The 24,611-nt window shown below is 55.7% G+C and carries 15 protein-coding genes and 8 pseudogenes; 15 read left to right on the forward strand and 8 right to left on the reverse strand.

Annotated features, from left to right (window positions below; translation table 11 throughout):
- The first annotated feature begins 46 nt into the window (after positions 1-46).
- From FDY98_RS03400 to FDY98_RS03420, 5 genes and pseudogenes are all read left to right on the forward strand, one after another.
- Positions 47-873: pseudogene (locus FDY98_RS03400) on the forward strand (alpha/beta fold hydrolase).
- A 9-nt stretch (positions 874-882) separates the two neighbouring features.
- Entirely contained in the window at positions 883-1,131 is a 249-nt protein-coding gene (locus tag FDY98_RS03405; RefSeq protein WP_027957380.1) for a YkoF family thiamine/hydroxymethylpyrimidine-binding protein, read from the forward strand.
- Positions 1,132-1,265: 134 nt separating this feature from the next.
- Positions 1,266-2,285 carry a TRAP transporter substrate-binding protein gene (locus tag FDY98_RS03410; protein WP_027957379.1) on the forward strand — a complete coding sequence of 340 codons (1,020 nt, stop codon included), beginning with the start codon at positions 1,266-1,268 and terminating at the stop codon, positions 2,283-2,285.
- Entirely contained in the window at positions 2,282-2,794 is a 513-nt protein-coding gene (locus tag FDY98_RS03415) for a TRAP transporter small permease (protein WP_027957378.1), read from the forward strand. The genes FDY98_RS03410 and FDY98_RS03415 overlap by 4 nt, the downstream gene beginning before the upstream one ends.
- Before the next feature lie 25 nt (positions 2,795-2,819).
- Positions 2,820-4,124, forward strand: coding sequence for a TRAP transporter large permease (locus tag FDY98_RS03420; protein WP_022520018.1), 1,305 nt, complete (start codon positions 2,820-2,822; stop codon positions 4,122-4,124).
- A 78-nt stretch (positions 4,125-4,202) separates the two neighbouring features.
- On the opposite strand, the pseudogene FDY98_RS03425 reads toward FDY98_RS03420, so the two are convergent.
- From FDY98_RS03425 to csiR, 7 genes and pseudogenes are all read right to left on the reverse strand, one after another.
- Positions 4,203-5,488: pseudogene (locus tag FDY98_RS03425) on the reverse strand (aspartate aminotransferase family protein).
- Positions 5,489-5,582: 94 nt separating this feature from the next.
- Complete coding sequence (locus FDY98_RS03430; protein WP_340146684.1) at positions 5,583-6,275, reverse strand: GGDEF domain-containing protein; 693 nt, start codon at positions 6,273-6,275, stop codon at positions 5,583-5,585.
- A gap of 68 nt (positions 6,276-6,343) precedes the next feature.
- A pseudogene (locus FDY98_RS26710) lies at positions 6,344-6,397 on the reverse strand (hypothetical protein); the annotation flags it as partial.
- Between the two features lie 147 nt (positions 6,398-6,544).
- Complete coding sequence (locus FDY98_RS03435) at positions 6,545-7,315, reverse strand: EAL domain-containing protein (RefSeq protein WP_155705681.1); 771 nt, start codon at positions 7,313-7,315, stop codon at positions 6,545-6,547.
- Positions 7,316-7,580: 265 nt separating this feature from the next.
- A complete protein-coding gene (locus tag FDY98_RS03440; RefSeq protein ID WP_027957374.1) occupies positions 7,581-8,795 on the reverse strand; it encodes a CaiB/BaiF CoA transferase family protein in 1,215 nt (404 codons plus the stop codon).
- 42 nt (positions 8,796-8,837) lie between these two features.
- Entirely contained in the window at positions 8,838-10,016 is a 1,179-nt protein-coding gene (locus FDY98_RS03445; RefSeq protein WP_022520013.1) for an acyl-CoA dehydrogenase, read from the reverse strand.
- A gap of 136 nt (positions 10,017-10,152) precedes the next feature.
- Positions 10,153-10,872 carry a DNA-binding transcriptional regulator CsiR gene (gene csiR, locus FDY98_RS03450; protein WP_022520012.1) on the reverse strand — a complete coding sequence of 240 codons (720 nt, stop codon included), beginning with the start codon at positions 10,870-10,872 and terminating at the stop codon, positions 10,153-10,155.
- A 405-nt stretch (positions 10,873-11,277) separates the two neighbouring features.
- Here csiR and FDY98_RS03455 point away from each other — a divergent pair, with 405 nt between their 5' ends.
- From FDY98_RS03455 to FDY98_RS03465, 3 genes and pseudogenes are all read left to right on the forward strand, one after another.
- Positions 11,278-12,204 carry a TAXI family TRAP transporter solute-binding subunit gene (locus FDY98_RS03455; RefSeq protein WP_155705970.1) on the forward strand — a complete coding sequence of 309 codons (927 nt, stop codon included), beginning with the start codon at positions 11,278-11,280 and terminating at the stop codon, positions 12,202-12,204.
- A 46-nt stretch (positions 12,205-12,250) separates the two neighbouring features.
- A pseudogene (locus tag FDY98_RS03460) lies at positions 12,251-12,756 on the forward strand (DUF1850 domain-containing protein).
- Between the two features lie 32 nt (positions 12,757-12,788).
- A pseudogene (locus FDY98_RS03465) lies at positions 12,789-14,803 on the forward strand (TRAP transporter permease).
- Positions 14,804-14,921: 118 nt separating this feature from the next.
- On the opposite strand, the pseudogene FDY98_RS03470 reads toward FDY98_RS03465, so the two are convergent.
- Positions 14,922-17,445, reverse strand: a pseudogene (locus tag FDY98_RS03470) (penicillin-binding protein 1A).
- Positions 17,446-17,645: 200 nt separating this feature from the next.
- Here FDY98_RS03470 and pilM point away from each other — a divergent pair.
- The 7 genes and pseudogenes from pilM (at position 17,646) to aroB (ending at position 24,267) form a co-directional block, all read left to right on the forward strand.
- Positions 17,646-18,699 (forward strand): annotated as a pseudogene (pilM, locus tag FDY98_RS29260) (type IV pilus assembly protein PilM).
- Between the two features lie 10 nt (positions 18,700-18,709).
- A complete protein-coding gene (locus FDY98_RS03480) occupies positions 18,710-19,282 on the forward strand; it encodes a PilN domain-containing protein (RefSeq protein WP_027957367.1) in 573 nt (190 codons plus the stop codon).
- Complete coding sequence (locus FDY98_RS03485; protein WP_027957366.1) at positions 19,279-19,938, forward strand: type 4a pilus biogenesis protein PilO; 660 nt, start codon at positions 19,279-19,281, stop codon at positions 19,936-19,938. The genes FDY98_RS03480 and FDY98_RS03485 overlap by 4 nt, the downstream gene beginning before the upstream one ends.
- Positions 19,935-20,501: a pilus assembly protein PilP gene (locus FDY98_RS03490; protein WP_027957365.1), complete on the forward strand. Its 567-nt coding sequence runs from the start codon at positions 19,935-19,937 to the stop codon at positions 20,499-20,501. Before FDY98_RS03485 ends, FDY98_RS03490 begins: the two co-directional genes overlap by 4 nt.
- A gap of 13 nt (positions 20,502-20,514) precedes the next feature.
- Positions 20,515-22,575 (forward strand): type IV pilus secretin PilQ, encoded by a 2,061-nt coding sequence (gene pilQ / locus FDY98_RS03495; RefSeq protein ID WP_027957364.1) that lies wholly within the window; start codon positions 20,515-20,517, stop codon positions 22,573-22,575.
- Positions 22,575-23,152, forward strand: a pseudogene (gene aroK / locus FDY98_RS03500) (shikimate kinase AroK). Before pilQ ends, aroK begins: the two are co-directional and overlap by 1 nt.
- The gene (gene aroB / locus FDY98_RS03505) at positions 23,149-24,267 is read left to right on the forward strand and encodes a 3-dehydroquinate synthase (RefSeq protein WP_027957363.1); all 1,119 of its coding nucleotides are present in this window, start codon (positions 23,149-23,151) and stop codon (positions 24,265-24,267) included. The pseudogene aroK and the gene aroB overlap by 4 nt, the downstream one beginning before the upstream one ends.
- The last annotated feature ends 344 nt before the right edge of the window (positions 24,268-24,611 follow it).

Below are 24,611 nucleotides of genomic sequence, written 5' to 3' on the forward strand. Positions count from 1 at the left end.
TTTCACATTAGCCGTCTTCCTGCCTTTTTAACGCGCGAGCCTTGCCATGTCTGCTAATGCTGCCCAACGTCCCCGTTTAGTGTTTGCTCATGCCAATGGTTTTCCGGGCTTAAGCTATCGCAGCCTGCTGAACCCACTGGCAGAGACCTTTGATCTGCACCCTCTGGATCGCTTGGGTCACCACCCTGACTACCCGTTAATCATAACTGGGGCAACTTGGTGGATGAGCTGCTGAGCTACCTACCCGAGACGGATACGCCGCTTCTGGGCGTGGGGCACTCTTTGGGTGGCACGCTAATGGCCATGGCCGCGGATAAACAGCCCGAGCGCTTCTGCGGGGTGATTATGCTTGATCCCCCTTTGATGCTGGGGAAGGACGCCTGGGCAATGAAAGCCGCCAAGCGGTTTGGCTTTGTGGATCGAGTTACCCCTGCTGGAAAAACCTTGGGTCGGCGCACCGTGTGGCCGAGTCGCGAAGCGATGGCAAGTTCGCTGGGTCGCCGGGGGCTGTTTCGTCGCTTTACCCCAGAGGCGCTCAACGACTACATTGAAGCAGGGACGCGCTTGCTAAACGATGGCAGTGCAGAACTGACCTTTGATCCTGGTATTGAGGTGGAAATTTTCCGCCACCTGCCGGATCACCTCTCGCGCCTGCCGCAGCGTTTGGGCGTGCCGTTAGAACTGGTGGCGGGCAAAGAGTCCCACCTATTGACCGCTTCACGTATAAAACGCTTGAAGCGTAGAGGGCTATCGGTGAGTGAAGTCCCCGGTACGCATATGTTCCCGATGGAGCATCCGGACGAGACCCGTGCCGCTATTTTGGCTGCCTGGCAGCGTTTATCCAGCGTCCGTCAGCCCCAAAACACAGCGTAAGGAGGCGTTATGTATCTTTCCGTACAGCTTAGCTATTACCCGTTGGCCGATGACTTCAAGCCGGTGGTCAAAGAGGTGGTGAAACGCCTTGAGGCGACAGGATTGGAAGTACACCCGAATCGCATGAGCACCCAGGTATTTGGCGAGTTCGATGCGGTCATGGCGGGACTGAGCGAGGTGATGAAGTGGTCGTTCGAAACCCACGGCAAAGCGGTCTTCACGGCCAACTTCCTCGAAGGCGATCGTCGGCCACGCTAATCGCGCAGCATAGGCAACGCCGCCCACTGGGCGGCGTGTCGTTGTCTGGTCCGTTCGCGTCGCTATGGGACATAAATGGTTCCCAAATGACTGTAGTTTAATCCCTATACCAATCAAAAATAGGGGTTAAAAGAATGTTCCATCCTGCTGATTTAAATAACAAATTCCATCATTCAGGTAAAAAACTTTCGATAGCGCTAGGGGCACTACTCGTCAGTGGCTATGCGCATTCCCAGTCGGTCAGTATGGACTTCTCCAATGAGTATAATGCGTCCTCCATTCATGCTCAGGGCGATGCCTATTTTATTGATAAGCTTGCCGAATTAACCGATGGCGATATTGATATCACGCTGCATACGGGTGGCTCGCTCGGCTTTAATTCCGGTGATCATTTTTATGGCGTGGCCGATGGCGCCGTCGAGATAGCTGATACCCTCTCGGGCACCATGAGCGGCATCGATTCGCTATTTCTACTCTCTTCGCTCCCCTTTATTGTCGACGACGTTGCCGATGCGCGGCGACTTTATGACATAGCGAAACCCTATTACGAAGAGGTGTTCGCCGATAATAACCAGGTGCTGCTGTATGCCTCGCCCTGGCCGCCGAGCGGCATCTGGTCGGAAGACGAGGTCGCGAGCCAGGACGATCTTGAGAACCTGAAGATTCGCACCTTTGACCGTAACGGTACCGAGACATTTAGAAATGTAGGTGCCTCACCGGTCAGCCTGTCCTGGGCCGATGTGGTACCCCAACTGGCCACCGGCGGTATCGAGGCGGTGTTAACGTCCGCCGAAGCGGGGGCCAATGCGAGCTTTTGGGAGCACCAGAATTACTTTGCCGGGGTTCAGTACGCCATTCCTCTTAACATGGTGCACATGAATCGCGATGCGTTCGAATCGCTTACCGACGCTCAACAGGATGCGGTCATGGAAGCGGCCAGCCTGACTGACCAACACAACTGGGAAGCGGTTGAAACGCGTACCGAAGAAAACTACCAGACGCTTAGTGAGCACGACGTCGTGATCAGTGATCCCGTCTCGGACGAGTTGCTAACGCCTCTCAAGGAAGCCGCCAGTGGCGTGGTCGAGAGCTGGCTGGAGAATACTGGTGATGACGGCGAGTCGATCTTGAGCGAGTTCCGAGGCGCTGAATGAGGGCGCTCAACATCCTTGAGCGTATCTCTCAACTGCTCAATAGGGTCGGTGCTGTCATTGCCGTGCTGCTCATTATTTATATGCTCGGCCATATCCTGTTAGAGATAGCGCTGAGGCTGTTTGGCCACTCGACGTTTATCCTCGATGAGTATATCGGTTATGCCGTGGCTACGATGTCATTTTTAGGCCTGCCTTATGTGCTGGAGAAGGGCGGGCTGATCCGTGTCTCTCTGCTTCTGGAACGCTTTCCTGAAACCAGGCGCTGGCCGCTGGAGCTATTCAGCAGCTTGGTAACGGCAGGCTGCTTTGTGTGGCTCTCGACCTTCTGGTTTCAGAATGTTCTGCGTAGCTACAGCCGCGGCACCGTCAGTGAAACCATGGCAGAGACGCCTATTTGGCTGCCGGAGAGCGCCATCCTCGTGGGCATGTGGTTAATTTCCATCACGCTGTTAGTCAGAGCCCTAAAAATAATGGCTCTGCGTTCAGGCTACTCGTCTAGCGTCAATTGAAGCAGCGACTAATAGGAAAGGCGTTATGGATATTTTTTGGTCGGCCGTCGGGGTCGGCGTACTGCTGTTGTTCTTTTTGTCGATGGGCACCTGGATTTTTGCATCCATGCTGGCCGTGTCCATTGGCTCGCTTTGGCTGTTTGGCGACTTCGGTGCTGATCGTATCGGTCTGATTTTCTCGCGAATTCTCTACCGTGCCAGTAATAGCTGGGAGTTATCGGCCATCCCGCTGTTTATATTGATGGGCGAGCTGATTTTTCGCTCCAACATTTCCGAGCGGCTTTTCAAAGGGCTGGTGCCGATCACCCGCCATTTGCCGGGCGGTATTCTCCACACCAACGTGCTTGGCTGTACGCTGTTTGCGGCGGTGAGCGGCTCCAGCGCGGCGACGACCGCGACGATTGGCAAAATCACCACCCAGGAGCTGAAAACGAGGGGGTACGATCGCAACCTATCGATCGGTTCGCTGGCGGGCGCCGGTAGCCTGGGGCTGTTGATTCCGCCTTCGATCGTGATGATCGTCTATGGCGTTCAGGCGGAAGTCTCTATTAGCCAGCTGTTCATGGCGGGGGTAGTGCCGGGCCTGTTAATTGCGCTGCTGTATAGCGTGTATATCGGCGCGAGGACCTATTTGTCGCCGTCGTTGGCACCCAAACAGGCGGCGACTGACCAGAGCGTAGGGCAATCCATTCTGCTTCTGCTGCCCGTGCTGGTGTTGATCAGCATCGTGATTGGCTCTATCTATAGCGGTATTGCCACGCCCTCGGAAGCGGCGGCGGTGGGCGTGGCCGCAACGCTGGTGCTGCTTGGCGTCGAGCGCCAGCTTTCGGCGCGGCTGTTTATCGAGGCGTTCAGAGGCACGTTAATCACCAGTATCATGGTGTGCAGCCTGTTGATTACCGCCACGTTGCTCTCCACGGCGATGGGCTACCTGCACCTGCCCCGGGAGCTTGCGGAGTGGATCGCCGCGCAAAACTTTACCCCGATGTCGTTGTTGCTGGCGCTGGCGGTTTTCTATGTGGTGCTGGGGCTTTTCCTGGACGGTATTTCGATCACCGTGATGAGCCTGCCGATTACGCTGCCGATCGTACTGCTGGCGGGGTTCGATCCCATCTGGTTTGGCATCTTCCTGATCATCATGATCGAGCTTGGCCAGATAACGCCGCCGGTCGGATTCAACCTGTTTGTGCTGCAAAGCCTGACGGGGGAAAGCATCAGCCGGGTGGCCCTGGCAGCGCTACCTTTCTTCCTGCTGATGTGCGTGGCGGCCTTGATCATCAGCTTATGGCCGGATATTGCCTTGTGGCTGCCTCGCTTTATGGCGGAATAAGCAGGTTAGGTATCCACACAAGTAAAACCGCCGCCCCAAATTTGGGCGGCGGTTTAGTTCTTGCTGACTAACGCTTAATTACACCAGTGAATCCAGGCAGGACTCAATAATATCCAACCCTTCATTGAGCACGTCATCTTGAATGGTGACAGGCATCAAGAAGCGGATGGTGTTGCCGTACATGCCGCAGGAAAGCAGGATCAAGCCCTCTTCGCGGGCTTTCTTGCACAGCGCGGCAGCCAGTTCAGGGTTAGGCGTGTGATCGGCTTTATTCGACACCAGCTCAAAGGCAAGAGCATGGCGCCCATGTTGTTGCGCACGTTGTTGTCGATGCCAATCAAAACTTATCTGCCCAAACGTTGAAGCGCTTGGCCAACTTGTCGCCCAAAGCCTGGCTCTTCTCCAGAATGTTCTCTTCTTCAAACACTTCCATAACCGCCAACGCGGCCGCACAGGCGGGGGGCTGCCGGTGTAGGTGCCGCCCAATGAGTTAGGGCCTGAAGCATCCATCACTTTGTCGGTGCCTACGATGGCGGAAATCGGCATACCGTCGGCCATACTCTTGGCCATGGTCATAATGTCCGGCTCAACACCGCTATGCTCGATGGCAAACATTTTGCCGGTACGGCCAAAGCCTGACTGCACTTCATCGACTATCATCAGCATGCCGTGCTCATCGCAGATTTCGCGAACCTTGGTCAGGAAGCTGGTAGAGGCCGGGTAGAAACCGCCTTCGCCAAGCACCGGTTCGAGCACGATGGCCGCGGTATCTTTGGGGTTGGCATCGGTTTTCAGCGTCATTTTCAGGCCGCGAATGGCTTCGTCTTCGCTAACGCCGTGGTAAGGCACCGGGTAGGGCGCACGGAAAACGGTGCCCGGCATGGGGCCGAAGTCGCTCTGGTAAGGCGCCACCTTGCCGTTCATGGCCATGGTGAAGAAGGTACGGCCGTGGTAGCCGCCATCGAAGCAGATAACGTTAGAACGGCCAGTGGCGGCGCGGGCGATCTTGACCGCATTTTCCAGCGCTTCCGCACCCGAGTTGGCCAGCATGACTTTGGCATGGCCACGAACGGGCACGATGTGACTGAGTTTTTCCGCGACTTTCACGTAGCCTTCATAAGGCATGACCGTTTGGCAGGTATGCATCAGCTTATCGAGCTGGGCTTTTACCGCTGCGACCACTTTGGGTGACGGTGACCTACGTTGAGTACGCCAATGCCGCCTGCGAAGTCGATAAAGCGGTTGCCGTCCGCGTCCCAGATTTCAGCGTTTTCAGCGTGGTCGGCGAATGCCGTTGCGGGGCTTGCAGCGCCAGCAGCGACGTATTTATGTTTTAGCTCGTTTAGTTCGGCATTGCTGCTCATGGCTTACTTCCTAATTGATGAGGATTGATCTTTTAGCATAGTGCTTAATAGGGGTGCCTGATAGGGGCCTGATTGTGAAGTTTAAAAGCGTTGCTTACATGAATGACGAGGCAATGACAACACGATTACGCCCCGTCTGTTTAGCTTGGTACATAGCTTTATCAGCACGATCAAGTAACCGTGTGCCTGAGGCTTCAACGTAGCTGGTAATCCCCGATGAGAGCGTCATCGTTAATTGGTGCTTAGTAAACGTTTGTTGCGCGACGCTTTCACGAATGCGTTCCATGCCTTGGTAGGCTTCTTCAGAATTTACGCCTGGCATAATGATTAAAAACTCTTCACCGCCCAATCGTATGTGCAAATCGGTATCGCGCAGTACAGCACTCACTAAGGAGGTGATCTGTTGTAAAACGCTATCGCCCGCGCTGTGCCCATAGGTATCGTTGATCGCTTTGAAGTCATCCAGGTCATAGATCGCGATGCTGAAAGGTGTTCCATACCGCTCGCAGCGCTTGATCTCTTCATCCAGGCGCTGCAAACCGGCACGACGGTTGAGCAGCTCCGTTAGCTCATCGTGGTGAGCCAAATGATCCAAGCGCTCATTAGCCTGCTTGAGCCGCTCTTCTAGCTGTTTGCGCTGGGTAATGTCGATTATGAAAGTGACTTTACGCGGCTCTCCATCGTCAGCCTCAATACGCGCAGCTTCGGCGATGATGGTGCGTCTTCCGCCGTTTTTGAGAACCACATCCCACTCTTGGCGCAGCTCTTGATCCTCGTTGCCCTGCATAAACTCAGCATGCAGCGCTGATAAAATCGCATGGTTCTCTTCGGCACTACGTGGGTAAGGTGCTGGCCTAAAAGCTCTTCCTGCCGGTAGCCATAAAATTCACAGTAAGCTGGATTGACCATTTCAAAGTGACCGAAGGGGTTGTAATACAGATTCCAATCGGTGCCGCTTTGATACGTTTTCGGTATTGCGCTTTGAGCGGTTAAATAACTGGTAGAGTCTGTCGAGACTAATCTCTTTCATACACCGCTCCTGAGCTGCTATCTACTTCATTTTTTAACCCCACTAATAGCGGAACAATATTGGTGCACAAAAGTGTTAATCGCCGGTTTTGCGTAGTAGAAACCCTGCTGATGAACAATCCCCGCGCGGGCGAGCCATAAGGCTTCGGCACGAGTCTCGACACCTTCGGCGATAAGAGTCATATCGAGCTCTTGGGCAAGCAGGATAATCGCGTTTAACAACGCTTGGCGGCGAAGATCATTATCGCAATTCATCACCAGCTCACGGTCGATTTTGAGCTTGTCAGGTGTCAAATCGGTCAATAAGTCCAAATTGGCGTACCCATTACCAAAATCATCCAGCGCCGTTTTAAAGCCCATGGAGCGGTAAGCATCGATGATATTGCACAGGTGCTGCCGGTCGCGGACGCGCTCGGTTTCGGTGATTTCAAAAATTAGCCGATGAGTTGGCCAACCCACCCGTTTTGATACCGCTAACGTTGCCTGGATGCAGGCTTCGGGCTCATAAACGGCGTTGGGCAGAAAGTTGATCGAAAGGTCGGTTTGCATATCCAGTGCGCTGGCCATTTCGATTGCTTTTACCCGGCAGGCCTGATCAAAACGGTAGAGGAGCTCATCAGTCACTTGCGAAATGACGCTCCAAGCGGATTCACCGCACGGCCCACGAACCAGTGCTTCATAGGTGACGATTTGGGCCAGCGATAGATCCACGATTGGCTGAAAGGCCATGGTGAACTCAAAGGGCAAGTCGCCTTCACAGCGTTTGCAACTGCCATTGACGCGTGCGCACTGGCTCATAGCTGCTCCTGAGGGATGGGTGTTGGATGGCGCTGTTAATGCCATAACATTAGATAGATTAATGCCTATAGCCTATGTTGAAGCATTCAACGCTCTTAACTTTAGGTCTTAATATACGTTTTGTATAGCTTTTGTACAACAATGGGTTGCGAAGCATTAGCCAGATGCCTGCTTCTTGGCTTGCAATATTGGTCGGTTCTTTTGGCTTAAAAAAAGGCGCCAAGTAGGCGCCTATAAGAGGGAAGTGCATAAACCATTAGTGCTATTAAATGATGCCTGCTGCGCGAAGCGCAGTGCGCTGCTCCAAGCTAATACCAAGTTCTTCCAGCACGCTTTCCGTATGTTGGCCTAAGTGGGGCGGCGCCGTAGTGGCGCTCATTTGGGCACCGTTAAAACGGATAGGGTTAGCGACCAGATCCACCTGACCTGCTTGGTCGTGGGGCAGGGTCTGCTTAAGTCCGCGGGCTTTCACATGGGGGTCGTCGAACACCCGATCCAGCGTATTGATCGGCCCGCAGGGAACGCCTACGGCTTCAAAAGCGGCTAGCCATTCATCAGTGCTGCGCTGGGCCAACGCCGTTTCCAGCTGCGGAACGAGCAGAGCACGATTGTTTACCCTGGCTCCATTGGTGGCAAAGCGTGGATCTTCCGCCAAAGCCGGTAGTGACAGCACCGCGCAAAAACGCTTGAACTGCTCGTCGTTGCCGACAGCCATAATCATATGGCCATCCTGGGTGGCAAACGCCTGATAAGGCACGATGTTGGGGTGAGCGTTACCCAATCGCTGGGGCACATTGCCCGAGGTGAGGTAATTCAGTGCCTGATTGGCGAGCACGCCTACCTGCACATCCATTAATGCCATATCGATATGGCAGCCCTCGCCGCTATCACGGCGCTGATAAAGCGCCGCTAAAATTGCATTAGCGGCATATAACCCGGTGAATATATCGGTAAAGGCGACGCCACTTTTTACCGGGCCACCGCCGGGTTCACTGTCGGGCTTGCCAGTTAGGCTCATGATCCCGCCCATGGCTTGGATCATAAAGTCATAACCGGCGCGGTGAGCGTAAGGGCTCTCCTGGCCGAAACCGGTAATCGAACAGTAGATCAACCTAGGGTTGAGCGCCTTTAAGCTGGCGTAATCCAGCCCGTAGCGTTTCAGGCCGCCAACTTTAAAGTTCTCTATCAGCACGTCAGAGTTAGCGACTAGCTGCTTGATCACTGCCTGGCCTTCGGGCTTGGCCATATCGACGGTCAGAGAGCGTTTACCTCGGTTAGCGCACAGGTAGTACGCCGACTCTTCGCTGCCCGCCAGCCAAGGAGGGCCCCAGTGGCGGGTGTCATCGCCGCTACCGGGGCGCTCTACCTTAATCACATCTGCCCCCATATCCGCGAGCATTTGTCCGCACCACGGCCCGGCCAGTACGCGGGAAATATCGAGTACTTTTATACCGGCCAGTGGTTTGGTTAGCTCGTTCATAGAGGCTCCGTTAATAAGTGACAAGTGATCAAGGTGCGGTGATTAAAAGAACGACTGAATGCCTGTCTGGGCGCGACCCAGAATCAGAGCGTGTACATCGTGGGTGCCTTCGTAGGTGTTTACCGACTCCAGATTGACCATATGGCGAATAACACCGTATTCGTCGGAGACGCCGTTACCGCCGTGCATATCGCGAGACTGGCGGGCGATATCCAGCGCTTTGCCGCAGTTGTTGCGCTTGATCAGCGAGACCATTTCCGGTGCCCAGTTGCCGCTATCCATTAGCCGGCCCACCTGCAGGGCTGCCTGCAAGCCAAGGGTGATCTCGGTCTGCATATCGGCGAGCTTTTTCTGGATCAGTTGGTTGGCGGCCAGCGGGCGGCCAAACTGCTTGCGGTCGAGGGTGTATTGGCGCGCTGCGTGCCAGCAGAACTCTGCCGTGCCCATCACACCCCAGGCGATGCCGTAGCGGGCTTTGTTGAGGCAGCCGAAGGGGCCTTTCAGGCCACTGACGTTGGGCAGCAGGTTCTCTTCGGGAACAAAGGCGTTATCCAGCACGATCTCACCGGTAATCGATGCGCGCAAAGAGACTTTGCCTTCGATTTTGGGCGTGGTGAAACCTTCGGTGCCGCGCTCGACAATAAAGCCTTTAATCTGATTGTCGTGAGCCGCTGATTTCGCCCATACCACCGCGATATCGGCAATTGGGCTATTGGTGATCCACATTTTTGCGCCAGTCAAGCGGTAGCCGCCGTCGACTTTTTCCGCGCGGGTAATCATGCCACCCGGATCAGAGCCGTGGTCGGGTTCGGTCAAGCCAAAACAGCCAACCATTTCACCGCTGGCAAGCTTAGGCAGGTACTTGTGCTTCTGCTCTTCAGAGCCATAGGTCTCGATGGGGTACATTACCAACGATGACTGCACACTCATGGCCGAACGGTAGCCGGAGTCTACGCGCTCCACTTCGCGGGCAATCAAACCGTAGGCTACATGGTTAACGCCTGCGCCGCCGTACTCGGGGGAAACGGTGGCGCCCAGCAGGCCAAGCTCACCCATTTCGGTCATGATCTCGCGGTCAAAGCGCTCTTCACGGAAGGCGGTTAGCACGCGGGGCTGAAGGTTTTCCTGGCAGTAGTCGTAGGCCGCATCGCGGATCTGGCGCTCTTCATCGGTGAGCTGTTGTTCCAGAAGTAGCGGGTCGTCCCAGTTGAAATGCGTCATGGCGTAGATTCCTCGGATAGTGGGAAGGAATAGATGCAAAATAGCTTGCAGCCAATGTATCGCCGTTTTTTTAAAATATCTACATTTTTTTAAAACGTAGAACTTTGGTCTGGGACGAAGAGCCAAAGCGAAAAGCTCAGCCGATGCCGCGCTCTTGAAGGACGCGGGTAATGATCGGTACGGGGGTCATCAGGTGATCGCGCATCAGGGTGTCGGCTTCGGCGGTATCGCGCGCCAGAATGACATCGACCAGCGCAGCGTGCTCCTGGCGCTTAAGCTCCAGCGCCTGGGACGACATCACGGTTTCCTGCAACCACAGGTGGCGGTAGCGCTCTACCTGGTCAAACAGGGTGTTGCGCATTTGCAGTAGGTGAGGGGAGTTGCAGCCGCTGGCAATGGCGGTATGGAAGGCTTTGTGGCGCTGATCCCAGATGTCGAGCAGGTCGTTGGGGGTGTTGATGTCGGTGACCTTGGCCAGCCGATGTGCGGTAGCCAGCACCGTGGCTTCCCAATCGTCGTCGCCGCGCTCTATAGCCAAGCGCAGGATCAGCCCTTCAAGCTGAGCCCGGGCGTCGTAAATATCGTTGAGTTCGGCCAGCGACATAGGTGCTACCCGGTAGCCGCGCTGGCTTATCGCGACCACAAGGCGGTCAGAGACTAACTGCGATAGCGCTTCCCGTAGCGGCCCGGTGCTGGCGCCGTACTGCTCTTTGAGCCTGCTCATCAGCAGCTTCTGCTCAGGCGCATAGCGGCCACGAATAATGTCGTGCTTGAGTTGGCGGTAAGCACTAATGGCGAGGTTCTGCCGCGGCGCGCCTTTATCCCGACTATTGTCCTCTTTAAAACCGGGCTCCATAGCAGTGTGGCTCCTATCCTGAATCAATAATAACGGTGGGGTGGGCGAAATTGACGGCCATTATCAATAAATAATAACAATTCGGCATAAAATAAGACATTTATGCGGGATTTCAGGATTTTAATAGCTGGCTATTCGATCCAGCTGCTGGGCGGTTACACCTTCTGAGGCACTCATGGCTGTATGAGGTAAAGGCACTGCTGCGCTGATAACGCCCTATTAGCATCCAACGCATAAGCCGTGCTAACTTCACCTCCACCGCTTCCGGTTCGTCGTGACGGCAGCCAGAAGCTGGGGCTTCAACACCTCCTTTTTATCGTCAACCATACCTATAAGTCCAAGCAGGACGGAGGAAATGCTCATGAAAACTCTACGCTCTCTATAGCCACAGCCGCTGCCGCTTCTATGCTCGCGGTTGCACTTCCAGCAAGCGCTCAACAACTCTCAATCGCGACTGGCGGTACTGGTGGCGTTTACTACCCTATCGGCGGTGGTTTTGCCGAAATGATCAACAACCATATCGAAGGCGCTCAGGCGACTGCTGAAGTGACCGGTGCCTCGGTTGAAAATATGGGCCTGATCATGCGCGGTGACGCGGATCTCGCCCTGGCTCTGGCCGATACGGTCTATCAAGCCTATACCGGCACGGATGATTTTGAAGGTCGCCAGATTGAAAATACTCGCGCACTGGCGTCGGTTTATCCCAACGCGGTACAGCTGGTGACCCTGGCCGAGTCGGATATCGAATCGATTGCTGATCTAGCGGGTAAGCGCGTTTCCGTCGGTGCACCGGGTAGCGGCACCGAGCTGAACGCCCGTGCATTGCTTGAAGCCAATGGCATTAGCTATGAAGACTTCACTCCCCAGCGCCTTAACTTCAACGAAACCGCTGATGCCATTCGCGACGGTGATATCGACGCCGGCTTCTGGAGCGTTGGGCCACCCACCAGCTCGATTCTCAACCTGGCAGCCACCCGCGATATTCGCCTGATTGGCTTGTCTGATGAAGAGGTAGCCAATGCCCAGGAAGAAGAAGCGGTATTTGCTCCCTACCAGCTTGCTGCGGGTATGTACGACGGTATGGACGAAGCCGTTCAGACCATCGGTATCCCCAACGTGCTGGTCGTTAATGCCGATATGGACGAAGAGCTGGCTTATCAACTCACCCAACTGTTGTTTGAAAACACCGATGAGCTGATTGCGGTTCACCCGGCGGCTAACGACACCACCGTTGAGTTCACTATGGAGTCGACCCCCGTGCCGCTGCACCCGGGCGCACTGCGCTATTTCGAAGAAGTCGGTGCTGAAATCCCGGATCGTCTGCGTCCTTAATCGTGTAATGATATTTTCATAATCAGATTGCCATAAGGACATTGCCATGCAGTGGCAGCGACGACTGATGGCGCTACTGATTGCATGTTGTCCGTTCGCCGAAGTGGGGGCTTCCCCCGCTTCGGCGTTTATGCGCCTAGCCGTGGTGACCGAACAAGGCGACACGCTAGTGGATGAAGCGGTGCCGGCTGACGGTCGCTGGTGTATTAAGTGGCAGCACTCCGTGAACATTTCACGGTGCTGGACTGCTATCGTAATGTAGCGGGCGTCATGCAATTAGAGCGTAGCCATCAACCCGATTTCGCCGCAGGGCTTGGGCATATTTTTGGCCGCGGCGAGCAGGTATCAGACGGTGAGGGCGGTTACTGGATTAATGCCATTAACGAACCTGTAGCCAATAACCGTTATGTGTTGAGGGTAGGTTCACCGGCTGTTAATCATCGTGTGGTGTGGCCTGGCGGTGAGCATGCGCCAGTGAGCCTCAGTGAGCACGCCGCTGGACAACGCGTGACCATTCAGTTGATAGACCCTCACGCATCCCCGCGTGAATAAAAACGACATTAGTTAACGCTTCCGAGGACTTCATGAGCGAATCCAATCAGCCGTCGAGCGTGGTGCCTGGCGGTAATGTGATTCAACCCCGCATGGTGCTGTGGTCGATCACCATTGTGGCGGTGGGTCTTTCCCTGTTTCAGCTCTACTCTGCCGGTATTCAGCCCTTAGGGCTTTTTTATCAGCGCAGTATTCACCTGGCACTGATTATGGTGCTGGCATTTCTAATGTTTCCAGCCTTTGGGCCCACTCGCAAACGTGGTGTATTGGGCTGGGGGCTTGATCTAGTGTTTTTTGCCGGGGCGATTCTCACCGGTGGTTACTTGGTACTCAACCTGGATGAGATTTTTAGCCGTGCGGGTTTTTGGAACAGTACCGATATTCTGGTTGCCTGTATTGCTACGGTGACGGTACTGGAAGCCAGCCGTCGCGCGGTAGGTTTTGGTATGACCGTGATTGGCCTCTTGGCGATTGTGTATGCCTTTGCGGGGCCGCGGGGCGAGCTGCCGTGGCTTGGCGAGTGGATGCCGGGCATTCTTGAGCACCGCGGATACACCATTGATCGAGTTGCCGGTCAACTCTACTTGGGGCAAGAGGGTATTTTCGGCCTGCCGCTAGGCGTTGCGGCGACCTATATCTTTTTTTTGTCCTCTTTGGTGCTTTTTTGGAGTGCACCGGGCGGGTAAATTCTTTATCGATATGGCCTATGCGGCGACCGGCCGCCAGCGTGGCGGGCCAGCCAAGGCGGCGGTATTGGCGTCGGCGGGCATGGGCTCGATTTCTGGCAGCGCGATTGCCAACGTGGTCACCACCGGTGCTTTTACCATTCCATTGATGAAGCGGCTGGGCTACAAAGCCAAGCAGGCAGGTGGTATCGAAGCGGCGGCCTCGACCGGCGGGCAAATCATGCCGCCGTTAATGGGGGCCGGGGCGTTCCTGATTGCTGAGTACACCAATACGCCGTACCTGGACATCGTCAAGGTCAGTATCCTGCCAGCGATCATGTATTTCGCGACGGTGTACCTGTTTGTGCATATCATCGCTCTCAAGCAGGGCATGCAGGGGCTACCCAAGGATGAACTGCCGCAGATGCGCCAGGTCATGAAGGATGGCTGGCACTTCCTGCTGCCGTTGGCGGTGCTGGTCTGGCTGCTGGCGATGAGTATGTCGCCCATGCGGTAGGCTACTACGCAGTGATCACCATTTTGGCGGTAGCGGTATTGCGCTATGTGCTGTGGTTCTTCTTTGTGGCGCCCAGGCAGGGCCAGCCAGTGACCGCAACGGCCGTTAAAGACGTGGTACGTACAGGCTTTGCCAAGCTGATCGAGGGCTTGGAACTAGGTGCTCGCAATGCGGTAGCGGTTTCCATGGCCTGTGCAGTCGCCGGGATTATCGTTGGGGTAGTGGGTTTAACCGGCTTGGGACTGAAATTCTCCTCCATGATGCTGGCTTTCTCCGGCGGCAACCTGGTATTGGCGCTGGTGATGGTACTGTTGGCAAGCTTAGTACTGGGGATGGGGCTGCCCGTTACCGCCAGCTATATCGTGCTCATCGTCCTCGTCGGCCCTGCACTGACAGCCGAGTTTGGTGTGCCGCTGCTGGTCGCCCACCTGGTCGTGTTCTGGTACTCCCAGGATTCCAACGTGACGCCTCCCATCGCCTTGGCAGGCTTTGCCGGGCGGCGATTGCGGGCAGTAAGCCGATGGAAACCAGCTTCCAGGCGTGGAAGTTTGCCAAAGGGCTCTACCTGATCCCACTGTTTATGGTCTTCAACCCTGAGATTATCATTGGTGGCCCGGTGCCGGTGGTGATCTGGAATGGAGTGATTGCCATTCTGGCATTAGGTGCCTTTGCCGCGGCGCTGGAAGGCTATCTGTTTACCAAAATGTCGTGGCTACCGCGCATCGCGATTACCGCCGCGATCTTTGGGGTGTTCTATCCCAATCTGATGACCGAAATTGCTGGTGTCGCGGTCATGATCGTCGCCATTGGCGCTAACTGGTTGGCCAGTAAGCGCGAAGTACCTGCGACCCCCGTTAGTGGTTAAACGTTAGGCGACCCTATATACAGACCCAAAGGTAGCCAGTAACAGAAAAGGCCCGGAGAGATAATCTCCGGGCCTTTTGTTTGGTGTGCTACAGGATTGACTGGTTTAGAAGATCGAGTTAGAAGATCGACTCAGCGGTGCCTGAACCCTCAGAACCACTGGCTTCTTCCAGCTCGCGGCTGATACGGCGCTGCTGGTAATCCGGCAAGTGATCCTTATGGAACAGTTCAGTGATACCTCCAGACTGGCCGTCAGATAAACGTTGGCCTGTCGTTGGGTCTACGCGCGCAGTGACAATCGTCGCGGGGCGCTCGGGCACGGCGTTTGGCGTACCTTCCAGGGCATCCCCCATAAACTCTACCCAAATGGGTAGCGCGGCCTGAGAACCATACTCAGAAATGGTCTCGTTGCTGTCCTTACCGACCCATACCGTAGTGACTAGATCGCTGTTAAAGCCCGCAAACCAGGCGTCACGCTGGCTGTTGGTGGTACCAGTCTTGCCGACGATATCCTCACGGTTAAGGCTCAGTGCGCCGCGGCCAGTGCCCGAGGTGATAACGTCACGTAGCATATCGCGTAGAATGTAGACAGCGGCTGGGTCGGCTACCCGTTTGGCGATCGGGTATTCGCGGCCATCAATTTCCACCGTCTCCTGGTCTTCGGCACAGCTGGGGCAGGCAACCTGCGGCGTGGCTTCATCAATCAGCTCATTGTCGTCGTCACGGGTAACCCGCTCAATAAACCAGGGCGACACCTGGAAACCACCGTTGGCGAGCACCGCGTAAGCGTTGGTCATTTCCATCGGCGTTAAGCTCGCGCTGCCTAGCGCTAATGATAAGCCACGAGGGAGCTGGGCGGGAGAGAAGCCGAAGCCCTCCAAAAAGTTAATCGTGTAATCCAGCCCCATGGTTTGTAGAACGCGAATAGTGACCAGGTTGCGCGAACGGGCAAGGGCTGGACGTAAGCGCATAGGGCCTTGGAAGTCACGGCTGGAGTTGACCGGCCGCCACAATGAGTTACTGCCATCGTCGAGCACCACGGGCGAATCATTAACGACGCTGGCGGCGTTCATCTCTCCATCCTCAAGGGCCGCTAAGTAAATAAACGGCTTGAAGATAGAGCCTGATTGGCGTCGTGCCTGTACAGCACGATTGAACTTGCTGGCGTTAAAGTCGAAACCGCCCTGGAGTGCCAGGATAGCACCCGTTTGAGGGTCTTGAGCGACCAGCGAGCCTTCGGTATCCGGCTGTTGAGAGAGGCGTAGCGAACCGTCTTCATTCTCAATGACGCGCACCATATCACCCCGTACAGCAATCTCCTCAGCCGAGCTGGGTGCAGCTCCGCGGCTCCGCGGGCTCAGGTAAGGGCGTGCCCAGTTCAAACCTTCCCAGCCGATCGTCTGTAGACCATCGTTGCGAGTTAGCACCTGCATTTCGCGGCCGCTACTTTCTACCACGATGGCGGGCTGAAGCAGGCCATAATTGGGCGTGCGCTCAAGCACCTGAACCCAGTTGCTGACGTCGCCCTCGATCCCTTCGACTTCCGTTTGGCTGCGCTGGGCGGCTTGGCGTGCGGTTTGGCGAATTTCGGGAGACTCAGAAAGCTCCTCCTCCAGGCCTTGGGTCGCGGTTTGCTCCTGGGCCTCGACAAGGCTTGCGCGATCTCACGCTGCTCCGGCCCGCGCCAGCCATGGCGAAGGTCATAGGCCGTCAGGCCGTTGGCCAGCGCTTGGCGGGCAAAGGGCTGCAGCTCGCTATCAATCGTAGTGTAAATACGATAGCCACCGGTGTAAGCGTCATCGCCAAAGCGTTCCACGGCATACTGACGTGCCATTTCGGAGACATAGGCGGCATCGACTTCAGCTTGGGTATAGTGGCGGCGGGCCGTTACAGGATCCTGAACCGCTGTCTGATAGGTGGCATCATCGATGTAGCCGAGTTCGCGCATACGGAACAGAATCCAGTTGCGACGAATCAGCGAACGCTCGGAGTTAGCCAGCGGGTTAAAGGCAGAAGGTGCCTTGGGCAACCCCGCAATCATGGCCGTTTGCGCTAGGCTAAGCTCGGCGAGGGGTTTGTCGTAATAGGTTTCAGCGGCGGCAGCGATACCGTAGGCGCGATTGCCCAGGAAAATCTTGTTCACGTAAAGTTCGAAGATTTCCTCTTTATCGAGTATCTGCTCCATTTGTAGTGCCAGCAGGATTTCACGAATTTTACGCGTAAACGTCTGATCGAGTGTCAGCATATAGTTACGCGCGACCTGCATGGTGATCGTCGAGCCGCCCGATTGGATATCGCCACTCATCGCAAGTTGAACCACCGCCCGCGCCAAGCCCCGCGGTCGACACCTGCGTGGTCAAAATAGCTGGCATCTTCGGCGGCGATCAAGGCATTGATCATATCCTGCGGAATTTCATCAAAATTGATCGCCATGCGGCGCTCTTCGCCGAACTCGCCAATCAATTTACCGTCTTGGGTGAAAATACGTAGCGGTGTGTGCAGTTCGAAGTCCTGCAGTTGGCGGACGTCGGGCAGCCCTGGGGCAAAGTAAATGGCGGCCCCCACCACGGCTAAGGCAGTGGCGCCCACCAACGAGACGATGAGGAAAAACAGCGACACAATAAGGGTTCGAAGAAACGTCATGTACGAAGAGCACCTGGGAAGAATGAAAAGATCGGCATCTAAACGGCCGTATCATGCAATGGCAGCCATTATAGGAACCTGAAGCGGCGGCCACCAGTGTTGATATGCGCTAAGTGGGTTCGCGTGTGACGGAACTAAAAATCATGTAACCTCAAATCACATGTGAAAACGGGCGACAAGCAGGTGGAGCCAGACCCAATATGCGCTTTCTAAAACCTGGTAAAGGGTTGATTGGCGTCGATATTACCTCGGCGACCGTCAACTGCTTGAGCTAAAACAATGCCACGATAATTACCAGGTGAAAGCTATGCCGTGCGGCCACTTCGCGAAGGGGCGGTTGTGGAGCGTCGAATTCGCGATATCGATGACGTTGCCAGTGTGCTTAGCCGTGCCGTGGAGCACGCTAAACCCTCTACCCGTAAAGCCGCAGTGGCTGTTCCCGCTAGCGCCGCGATTACCAAAACGCTGAGCTTCCCTATCGGGCTAAGCGATGAGAGATCGAAGAGCGCATCGTGGCCGAATCCGACCGCCATATTCCATTTCCGTTCAATGAAGTGGCATTTGATTTTGAGTGCCTTGGCCCCGCACCCTTTGACGATGAGCACCAGCAGGTAGTGTTGGTCGCCTGTCGGCAGCAGGATGTGACGCAGCTTACCGACACGCTAGAACAGGCAGGTTTAGAGCCCGCGGCAGTGGACGTGGAGACCTTCGCCATGGAGCGTTCACTTGCCGAGCTGCGCCCAGCTTAAGGTGGAGAGTGACCCTACCGCCTGTGTTGGTCTGGTGGACATTGGTGCCAATATGAATGCTTTCCACGTCGTCCGCGGTGGGCATATCGTTTATACCCGCGATACGGTGTTTGGTGGTCGTCAGCTCACCGATGCGATTCGCGACCGCTACGGTTTTAAGCATGGAGGAAGCGGTTTCGCCAAAGAGCGCGGCGGGCTACCCGATGATTACCATGAGCGTGTGCTCAACCCTTTTTTGGAAACCGTGGTGCAGCAGGTGGGGCGTTCCCTGCAGCTCTATTACCCGCCGGGCGTCAGCAAGAAGTGCAACACATCGTATTAGCGGGCGGTTCGATGTGATTCCAGGGCTTGCCGAGCGCATTGCTGAAGATAGCGTTATGTCGGTGACCATTGCCAACCCTTCCAGAGCATGCGGGTGAACAAGCGCTTGAACCTTCAGGCGTTGACTAGCGATGCCCCAGCGATGCTTACCGCGGGTGGCTTGGCCATGAGGGTAAGTCAATGAGAGTTAACCAATGAGCATGACGATTAATCTTCTGCCCTGGCGGGAAGCGCAGCGTGAACGGCGAACCCGCAAATTCTACGTCGTGGTGGCGGGCATGCTGGTGGTGGGTGTAGTACTGGGCCTGCTGGTCGCGCATTTTTACCAGCTCAAGCTAGCAGCCCAGCAGCAACGTAATGCTTACATTAGTAACCACATTGAGCGTCTTAATGCCGATATCGAGAGCGTCTCACGCTACTCCAGCGAAGCCGAGCGTTTAGGCGAGCAGATCGCGGTGTTTCAGGCGCTGCAGACCGAACGAATGGATGCTGTGCAGCTGTTTAATGATGTGGCAGAGAGCGTGGCCAATGGCGTCATTTATCAACGCTTATCAAAGAGCGGTAATAACGTCAGTGTTACTGCGGTGGCAGGCAGTGATCGCCAGGTTTCCGAGCAACTGCGCCGCATTGCCGCTCTACCGGGGTTAGCTGTGCCCTCGCTATTGGCGGTAGAGAGTGAGCAAAACGGTTCAGGACGGGTATTTCGTTTTGATGTGGAACAGGCCACCGCAGCGCTGTCGCAAGGTGCTGAGGAGGCGCTTCCATGACGCTTAACCGCGAGCAGTGGGCTATTGAGTGGCAGCGCCTGTGGGATGTCGACTGGCGGGATCTAGACGTTAAAGAGGCCGGCGGCTGGCCGTGGCTATTAAAAGTGCTGTGCTGCTGCTTGGCGCTGCTGGCAGCATTGAGCGTCATGCTGTGGCTAGTGGTGAGTGAACAGCGCGAGGCCTTGATGGTCGCCCAGCGCCAAGAAGCCAGGCTGCTGAGCGAATACCGCAGCAAAGCCTCGCAAGCGGCCTTCCTGCCGGAAATGCGCGATCAGTTGGCGACCCTGGAAGGGCAGGTGGGGCGCTTGCGTACCATGCTCCCTACCGATGCAGAAATCCCCTCGCTGCTGGATAGCATTAGCGATGCCGCCGCCGATAACCGCCTGACCATTGAAACGATTCGGCTGCGCCCAGCGCAAGCCCAGGCCCATTATGTCGAGCAGCCGCTGGATATACAGGTGCGTGGCGGCTATCACCAGTTAGCGCGCTTTAGTGCCGATATCGCCTCGCTACCCCGCATGGTGACCCAGCACGATTTTAACCTGGAACCCGCCGATGGCCGCGGCGAAGCGCTGCGTCTTTCGCTCTTGGCCCGCACCTACCGCTATGTGGAGGAGAGCGACCAAACCTCCACAGAGGGGGCGCAGGCGCCATGAGAGCTGAACAACTGCTTTTTGTAGCAACAAGAAGGGCAACCTCGGCCGTCACCTTGACGGTCTCCGCGGTGGTGCTCACCGGCTGTGCAGACGCCGACTTGGCTCAGCTTGAAGGCACGCTGGCCGATATTCGTCAGTCCCCTGGCGGGCAACCGCCGGTTATGGCTGTCGCGCTGCCCGAAAACCAAGATTTATCCTACTTGTATAGCGACGGGCGTAGCCCTTTTTTGCCTCCCGACGAGATTGCTCAGGATAGCGCTGATCGAGGCGAAGCTGCGCTCGCTCCTGACCAGCAGCGCACGCCAGAGCCGCTGGAGCGCTTCTCACTGCAAGAGCTGCGTTTGGTCGGTACCATGCGTATGGGAGAGCGACAAGTGGCGTTGATTGCATCGCCGGATGGCAACGTGACCAGCGTTAAAGAGGGTAACTATATGGGCACCGACTATGGGCGTATCGCTCAGATCAACGCCCAAGAAATACGCGTTACCGAACGGGTGTTCACTCAGTCTGAAGGGTGGCAGGAGCGGCAAGTGTCACTAGTCATCAACGAAAACAGCGAGTAAGCGGATACAGCTCATGGCAGTTACAGCTTGGCGAATCACTCTCTACATGGCCATGGCCGCACTATGCTTACTGTTGCCCTCATTGGCAGCTGCCTCGGTGCTGACCGGTATTGAGGTTCAACCCGCTAAGAACGGTGGAACCCATCTTGACCTGCGTTTTACCGGTGATATGCCTGAACTACGCAGCTACCGCTTAGACTCTCCTCCCCGAGTGACGCTAGATTTGGCAGCAACCCAAAGTGGTCTCACTGATCGGCGCATCAACGTTAATCGTAACGGTATCGAACAGATTACCGCGCTGGAGGGCAATGGCCGCACGCGTTTGGTGGTCAATCTGAGCGAGTCGCAGGCGTTCACATCACGGGTAATGGATGATCGCCTACGCATTACCTTTGCTTCAGGTGCCAGCCGCTTGCCTAGCCCTTCGCCCAGCATCGCTTCAGCGGGGCTTGAAACCGATGAAGGGCCGCAGGTTGAGAATATTGACTTTCGTCGCGGCACCGATGGTGCCGGACGGTTGATAGTCACCTTTGATCGCGAAGGCGTCGAGGCGAACGTGCGGGAAGGCGGTCCTGATCAAGTGATGGTGGATCTGCGCGATGTGGCGATGCCAGACTCGCTTAACCAAATCTACGATGTCACCGATTTCGCCACTCCCATAACACGGATTACGCCCCGCACCAGCCAGGACGCCACCCAGTTAGCGATCGCCACGCAGGGCGCTTATGCGATGATCTCCACGCAAAATGGCCGCACGCTGACTGTGGAAGTCCAGCCCGCCAGTCAGAAGGAGCAACTCTCCCAGACGACAGGTGAACGCTTCACCGGCGAACGGTTGAGTCTTAATTTTCAGGATATAGAAGTACGCTCGGTGCTAGCGAAACTGGCCGAATTTACCGGGCTAAATTTAGTCGCCAGCGATAGCGTATCGGGGCGTGTAACGCTCAATTTAAATGATGTGCCCTGGGATCAGGCGCTCGAACTGATTCTGCAAAGTAAGAGGCTATCGAGCCGTGAGCAGGGCAATGTGATCGTGGTAGCGCCCGCTAGTGAATTGGCCGATTTGGAACGCCAGGAACTAGAGGCGCGCAATCAGCGTGAAACGCTCTCGCCGTTGGTCACCGAGTTTATCGAGATCAAGTATGCACGGGCCAAAGATTTAGCTCAGTTGCTACGCGGAGGTGGCGATGACGGCTTTGGTTTGCTCACCGAGCGGGGGCGCGTCAGCATTGATAACCGCACCAATACGCTGCTGGTGCAAGATACCGCTGATCAAGTGCGCGATATCGCCCGCACCATTGACCGCCTGGATGTGGCTGTTCGGCAGGTACAGATTGAGGCACGCATTGTCATTGCAAGGGACACTGCTTCCCGTGAACTGGGAGTTAACTGGGGTATGTCGAGTACCCGCGGCTTTCAGGAGGCGGAAGACGGCACCTTCAGCCGACGCGATATCAACCCCGATGGCATCAACCGGGCACAGGGCGGCCTGGCTGTGGATTTAGGTGCTGCCACTGGGCCGGGCACCGGTTTTAGCTTTGGCTACTTATCTGGTGATATCCTGTTGGATTTGGAGCTGCGCGCACTGGAAAGCGAAGGGAAAAGCCAGACTATTTCTCAGCCCAGAATTATTACCGCCAATCAACGTACCGCCAAAATTAGCCAGGGTGAAGAGCGTGCCTTCCAGAGTGTGGATGGCAACGACAATCCGGATACCGAATTCAAAGAAGCCGAGCTTTCATTGGAAGTCACCCCGCAGATTACCCCGGATAACCGCATTATTATGGATCTGGTGATTAAAAATGACAGTTTTCGTGAATCGGAGTTTGGCGGTGAACCGCCGATTGATACCAACCAGATTGAGACCCAAGTGCTGGTAGATAACGGCCAAACGGTGGTGTTAGGCGGAATTTTGACCACCGAAGAGCTGCGCCAAATCGCCAAAACACCGCTTTTGGGTGATATTCCTTTGCTCGGTAGACTGTTTCGCTATACCGAAGAGAGCAATGAAAAGGTAGAGTTGTTAGTCTTTATTACTCCACGACTCCTAGACGATGGCTTAACGGTTCGCTGATGCAGGATTTACCCAATTTATTTCTCATAGGCCCCATGGGGCTGGCAAAAGCACCATTGGTCGCCTATTGGCGGCCGAGCTTGCGCGCCCGTTTTACGACAGTGACCACGCCATCCAAGACCGCTGCGGGGCAGATATCCCGTGGATTTTTGATGTCGAGGGCGAGCAGGGCTTTCGCCTGCGGGAAATTCATATGATTGATGAGCTAACCCGGCTCTCTCCAGTCGTCGTCGCCACTGGCGGCGGCGCGGTGCTGCGCGAAGAGAATCGCCGCGCACTTCGCGAGCGTGGCACGGTGGTTTATCTGCTGACCACCGTCGACCAGCAGCTCAAACGGACAGCGAAAGATCGCAACCGGCCACTGCTGCAGTGCGCCAACCGCGAGCAGGTGCTCAACGATATGTTTGCCCAGCGCGACCCGCTCTATCGCGCCACCTCGGATATTGCCGTGCGCACCGACCGGCGCAGCCCGCGAGCGGTGGTCAATGAAATTCTGCGCCGGGTGCATCGGCTGGTGGATCCACTCGAGCCCTCATCATCGTCGGCTAAAACGCTTAACCATAAGGTATCACCATGAACTCGACAGCCAGCGCGCAACGCACCCTTCATGTTGCTTTAGACGAGCGCAGCTATCCGATTCATATTGGCACCGAGCTGATAGGGCGTGCCGATATGCTAACGCCCTATCTGGCCGGCCAGCAGGTGATGGTCGTCACTAACGAGACTATCGCGCCGCTCTATCTGGACACGCTTTGCGCTAGCCTGCCGGATCATCTGGAAGTGCGCACGGTCATACTCCCCGATGGCGAGCAATACAAAACCATCGAACAGGTCAGCCGTATTTGGGATGCGCTGCTAGAGGCTGGTTTTAACCGCCGCTGCACGCTAATTGCTTTAGGCGGTGGAGTGATCGGCGATATGGTCGGCTACGCCGCCGCTTCCTATCAGCGAGGTGTAGCGTTTATCCAAGTGCCCACCACGCTGCTTTCCCAGGTGGATTCGTCGGTGGGGGGCAAGACCGGCGTTAACCATCCGCTGGGGAAAAACATGATTGGCGCCTTCTGGCAGCCCAAAGCGGTGCTGGTGGATATTGATACGCTCAAGAGTCTGCCCCGTCGCGAACTCTCCGCCGGGCTGGCCGAGGTTATCAAGTACGGCCTGATCCGCGACGAAGCGTTTTTAAGCTGGCTGGAAGCCAACATGCCCGCACTACTTGATGTGGAGCCTGAGGTCGTCGCAGACGCCATTGCACGAAGTTGCCAAATCAAAGCAGACATTGTTGCCGAAGATGAGACGGAACAGGGCGTCCGCGCGCTGCTCAACCTGGGCCACACCTTTGGTCATGCCATTGAGGCGCATCAGGGCTACGGCAACTGGCTACACGGCGAAGCCGTGGGCGCTGGCATGGCCATGGCGGCAACGCTTTCCCGACGCTTGGGCTGGCTCACCGATGCGGCGCTAGCACGCAGCCTGGCGGTGATCGAGAGCGCCGAGCTACCGTTGGCGGCACCGGCGAATATGACCAGCGATGACTTTTTAACCCGCATGCGGCTGGATAAGAAAAATATCGATACGCGGCTGCGCTTGGTGCTGCTTAACGCCCTGGGCGATGCTTGTGTTAGCGATGCCACGCCCGTTGATGTCCTTCGCACGCTGCTCGATGATTACCCGCGCTGCCCAGTGGAAAAGTAATCCTTTCACCAGCTAGTCATTTTCAAAACTTATTCATTCCAAAAACTGGTCATTTCAAAACCTGGCCAGCTATATCCTACCCGCCCAATGGATCGCTCCTTACGTAGAGTGGTTTTCATTGGGCGGTTTTTTATTCGCTTGGCTGCATCATGAGCCCATTTGTCGAACGCTGTTTTATATAATCCGTATGCCTTATGCGCTATCGGCATGGGTTTGTGGGCGCTATTTAGACTAAAGTTTAATGGAAAATAAAAAGCGTTAAAATAGCGTTTTACCTTGTTACAAGTGGTTGAAGTATATGTATTTTTTCCTTGAATGAGGATGCAAATACAGGATTTGAAAAG

Origin of the sequence: Halomonas sp. PA16-9, from assembly GCF_009728585.1 — a bacterium.
GTDB classification, from domain to species: domain Bacteria; phylum Pseudomonadota; class Gammaproteobacteria; order Pseudomonadales; family Halomonadaceae; genus Vreelandella; species Vreelandella titanicae.

What these genes read in the sequence shown, in the direction of transcription:
- FDY98_RS03480 (WP_027957367.1), top strand. Translation starts at nt 18,710, where the DNA reads ATGAGCATGACGATTAATCTTCTGCCCTGGCGGGAAGCGCAGCGTGAA.
- pilQ (WP_027957364.1), top strand. Translation starts at nt 20,515, where the DNA reads ATGGCAGTTACAGCTTGGCGAATCACTCTCTACATGGCCATGGCCGCA.
- csiR (WP_022520012.1), bottom strand. Translation starts at nt 10,872, where the DNA reads ATGGAGCCCGGTTTTAAAGAGGACAATAGTCGGGATAAAGGCGCGCCG.
- FDY98_RS03420 (WP_022520018.1), top strand. Translation starts at nt 2,820, where the DNA reads ATGGATATTTTTTGGTCGGCCGTCGGGGTCGGCGTACTGCTGTTGTTC.
- FDY98_RS03455 (WP_155705970.1), top strand. Translation starts at nt 11,278, where the DNA reads ATGCTCGCGGTTGCACTTCCAGCAAGCGCTCAACAACTCTCAATCGCG.
- FDY98_RS03490 (WP_027957365.1), top strand. Translation starts at nt 19,935, where the DNA reads ATGAGAGCTGAACAACTGCTTTTTGTAGCAACAAGAAGGGCAACCTCG.
- FDY98_RS03440 (WP_027957374.1), bottom strand. Translation starts at nt 8,795, where the DNA reads ATGAACGAGCTAACCAAACCACTGGCCGGTATAAAAGTACTCGATATT.
- FDY98_RS03445 (WP_022520013.1), bottom strand. Translation starts at nt 10,016, where the DNA reads ATGACGCATTTCAACTGGGACGACCCGCTACTTCTGGAACAACAGCTC.
- FDY98_RS03430 (WP_340146684.1), bottom strand. Translation starts at nt 6,275, where the DNA reads ATGCAGGGCAACGAGGATCAAGAGCTGCGCCAAGAGTGGGATGTGGTT.
- FDY98_RS03435 (WP_155705681.1), bottom strand. Translation starts at nt 7,315, where the DNA reads ATGAGCCAGTGCGCACGCGTCAATGGCAGTTGCAAACGCTGTGAAGGC.
- FDY98_RS03410 (WP_027957379.1), top strand. Translation starts at nt 1,266, where the DNA reads ATGTTCCATCCTGCTGATTTAAATAACAAATTCCATCATTCAGGTAAA.
- FDY98_RS03405 (WP_027957380.1), top strand. Translation starts at nt 883, where the DNA reads ATGTATCTTTCCGTACAGCTTAGCTATTACCCGTTGGCCGATGACTTC.
- aroB (WP_027957363.1), top strand. Translation starts at nt 23,149, where the DNA reads ATGAACTCGACAGCCAGCGCGCAACGCACCCTTCATGTTGCTTTAGAC.
- FDY98_RS03485 (WP_027957366.1), top strand. Translation starts at nt 19,279, where the DNA reads ATGACGCTTAACCGCGAGCAGTGGGCTATTGAGTGGCAGCGCCTGTGG.
- FDY98_RS03415 (WP_027957378.1), top strand. Translation starts at nt 2,282, where the DNA reads ATGAGGGCGCTCAACATCCTTGAGCGTATCTCTCAACTGCTCAATAGG.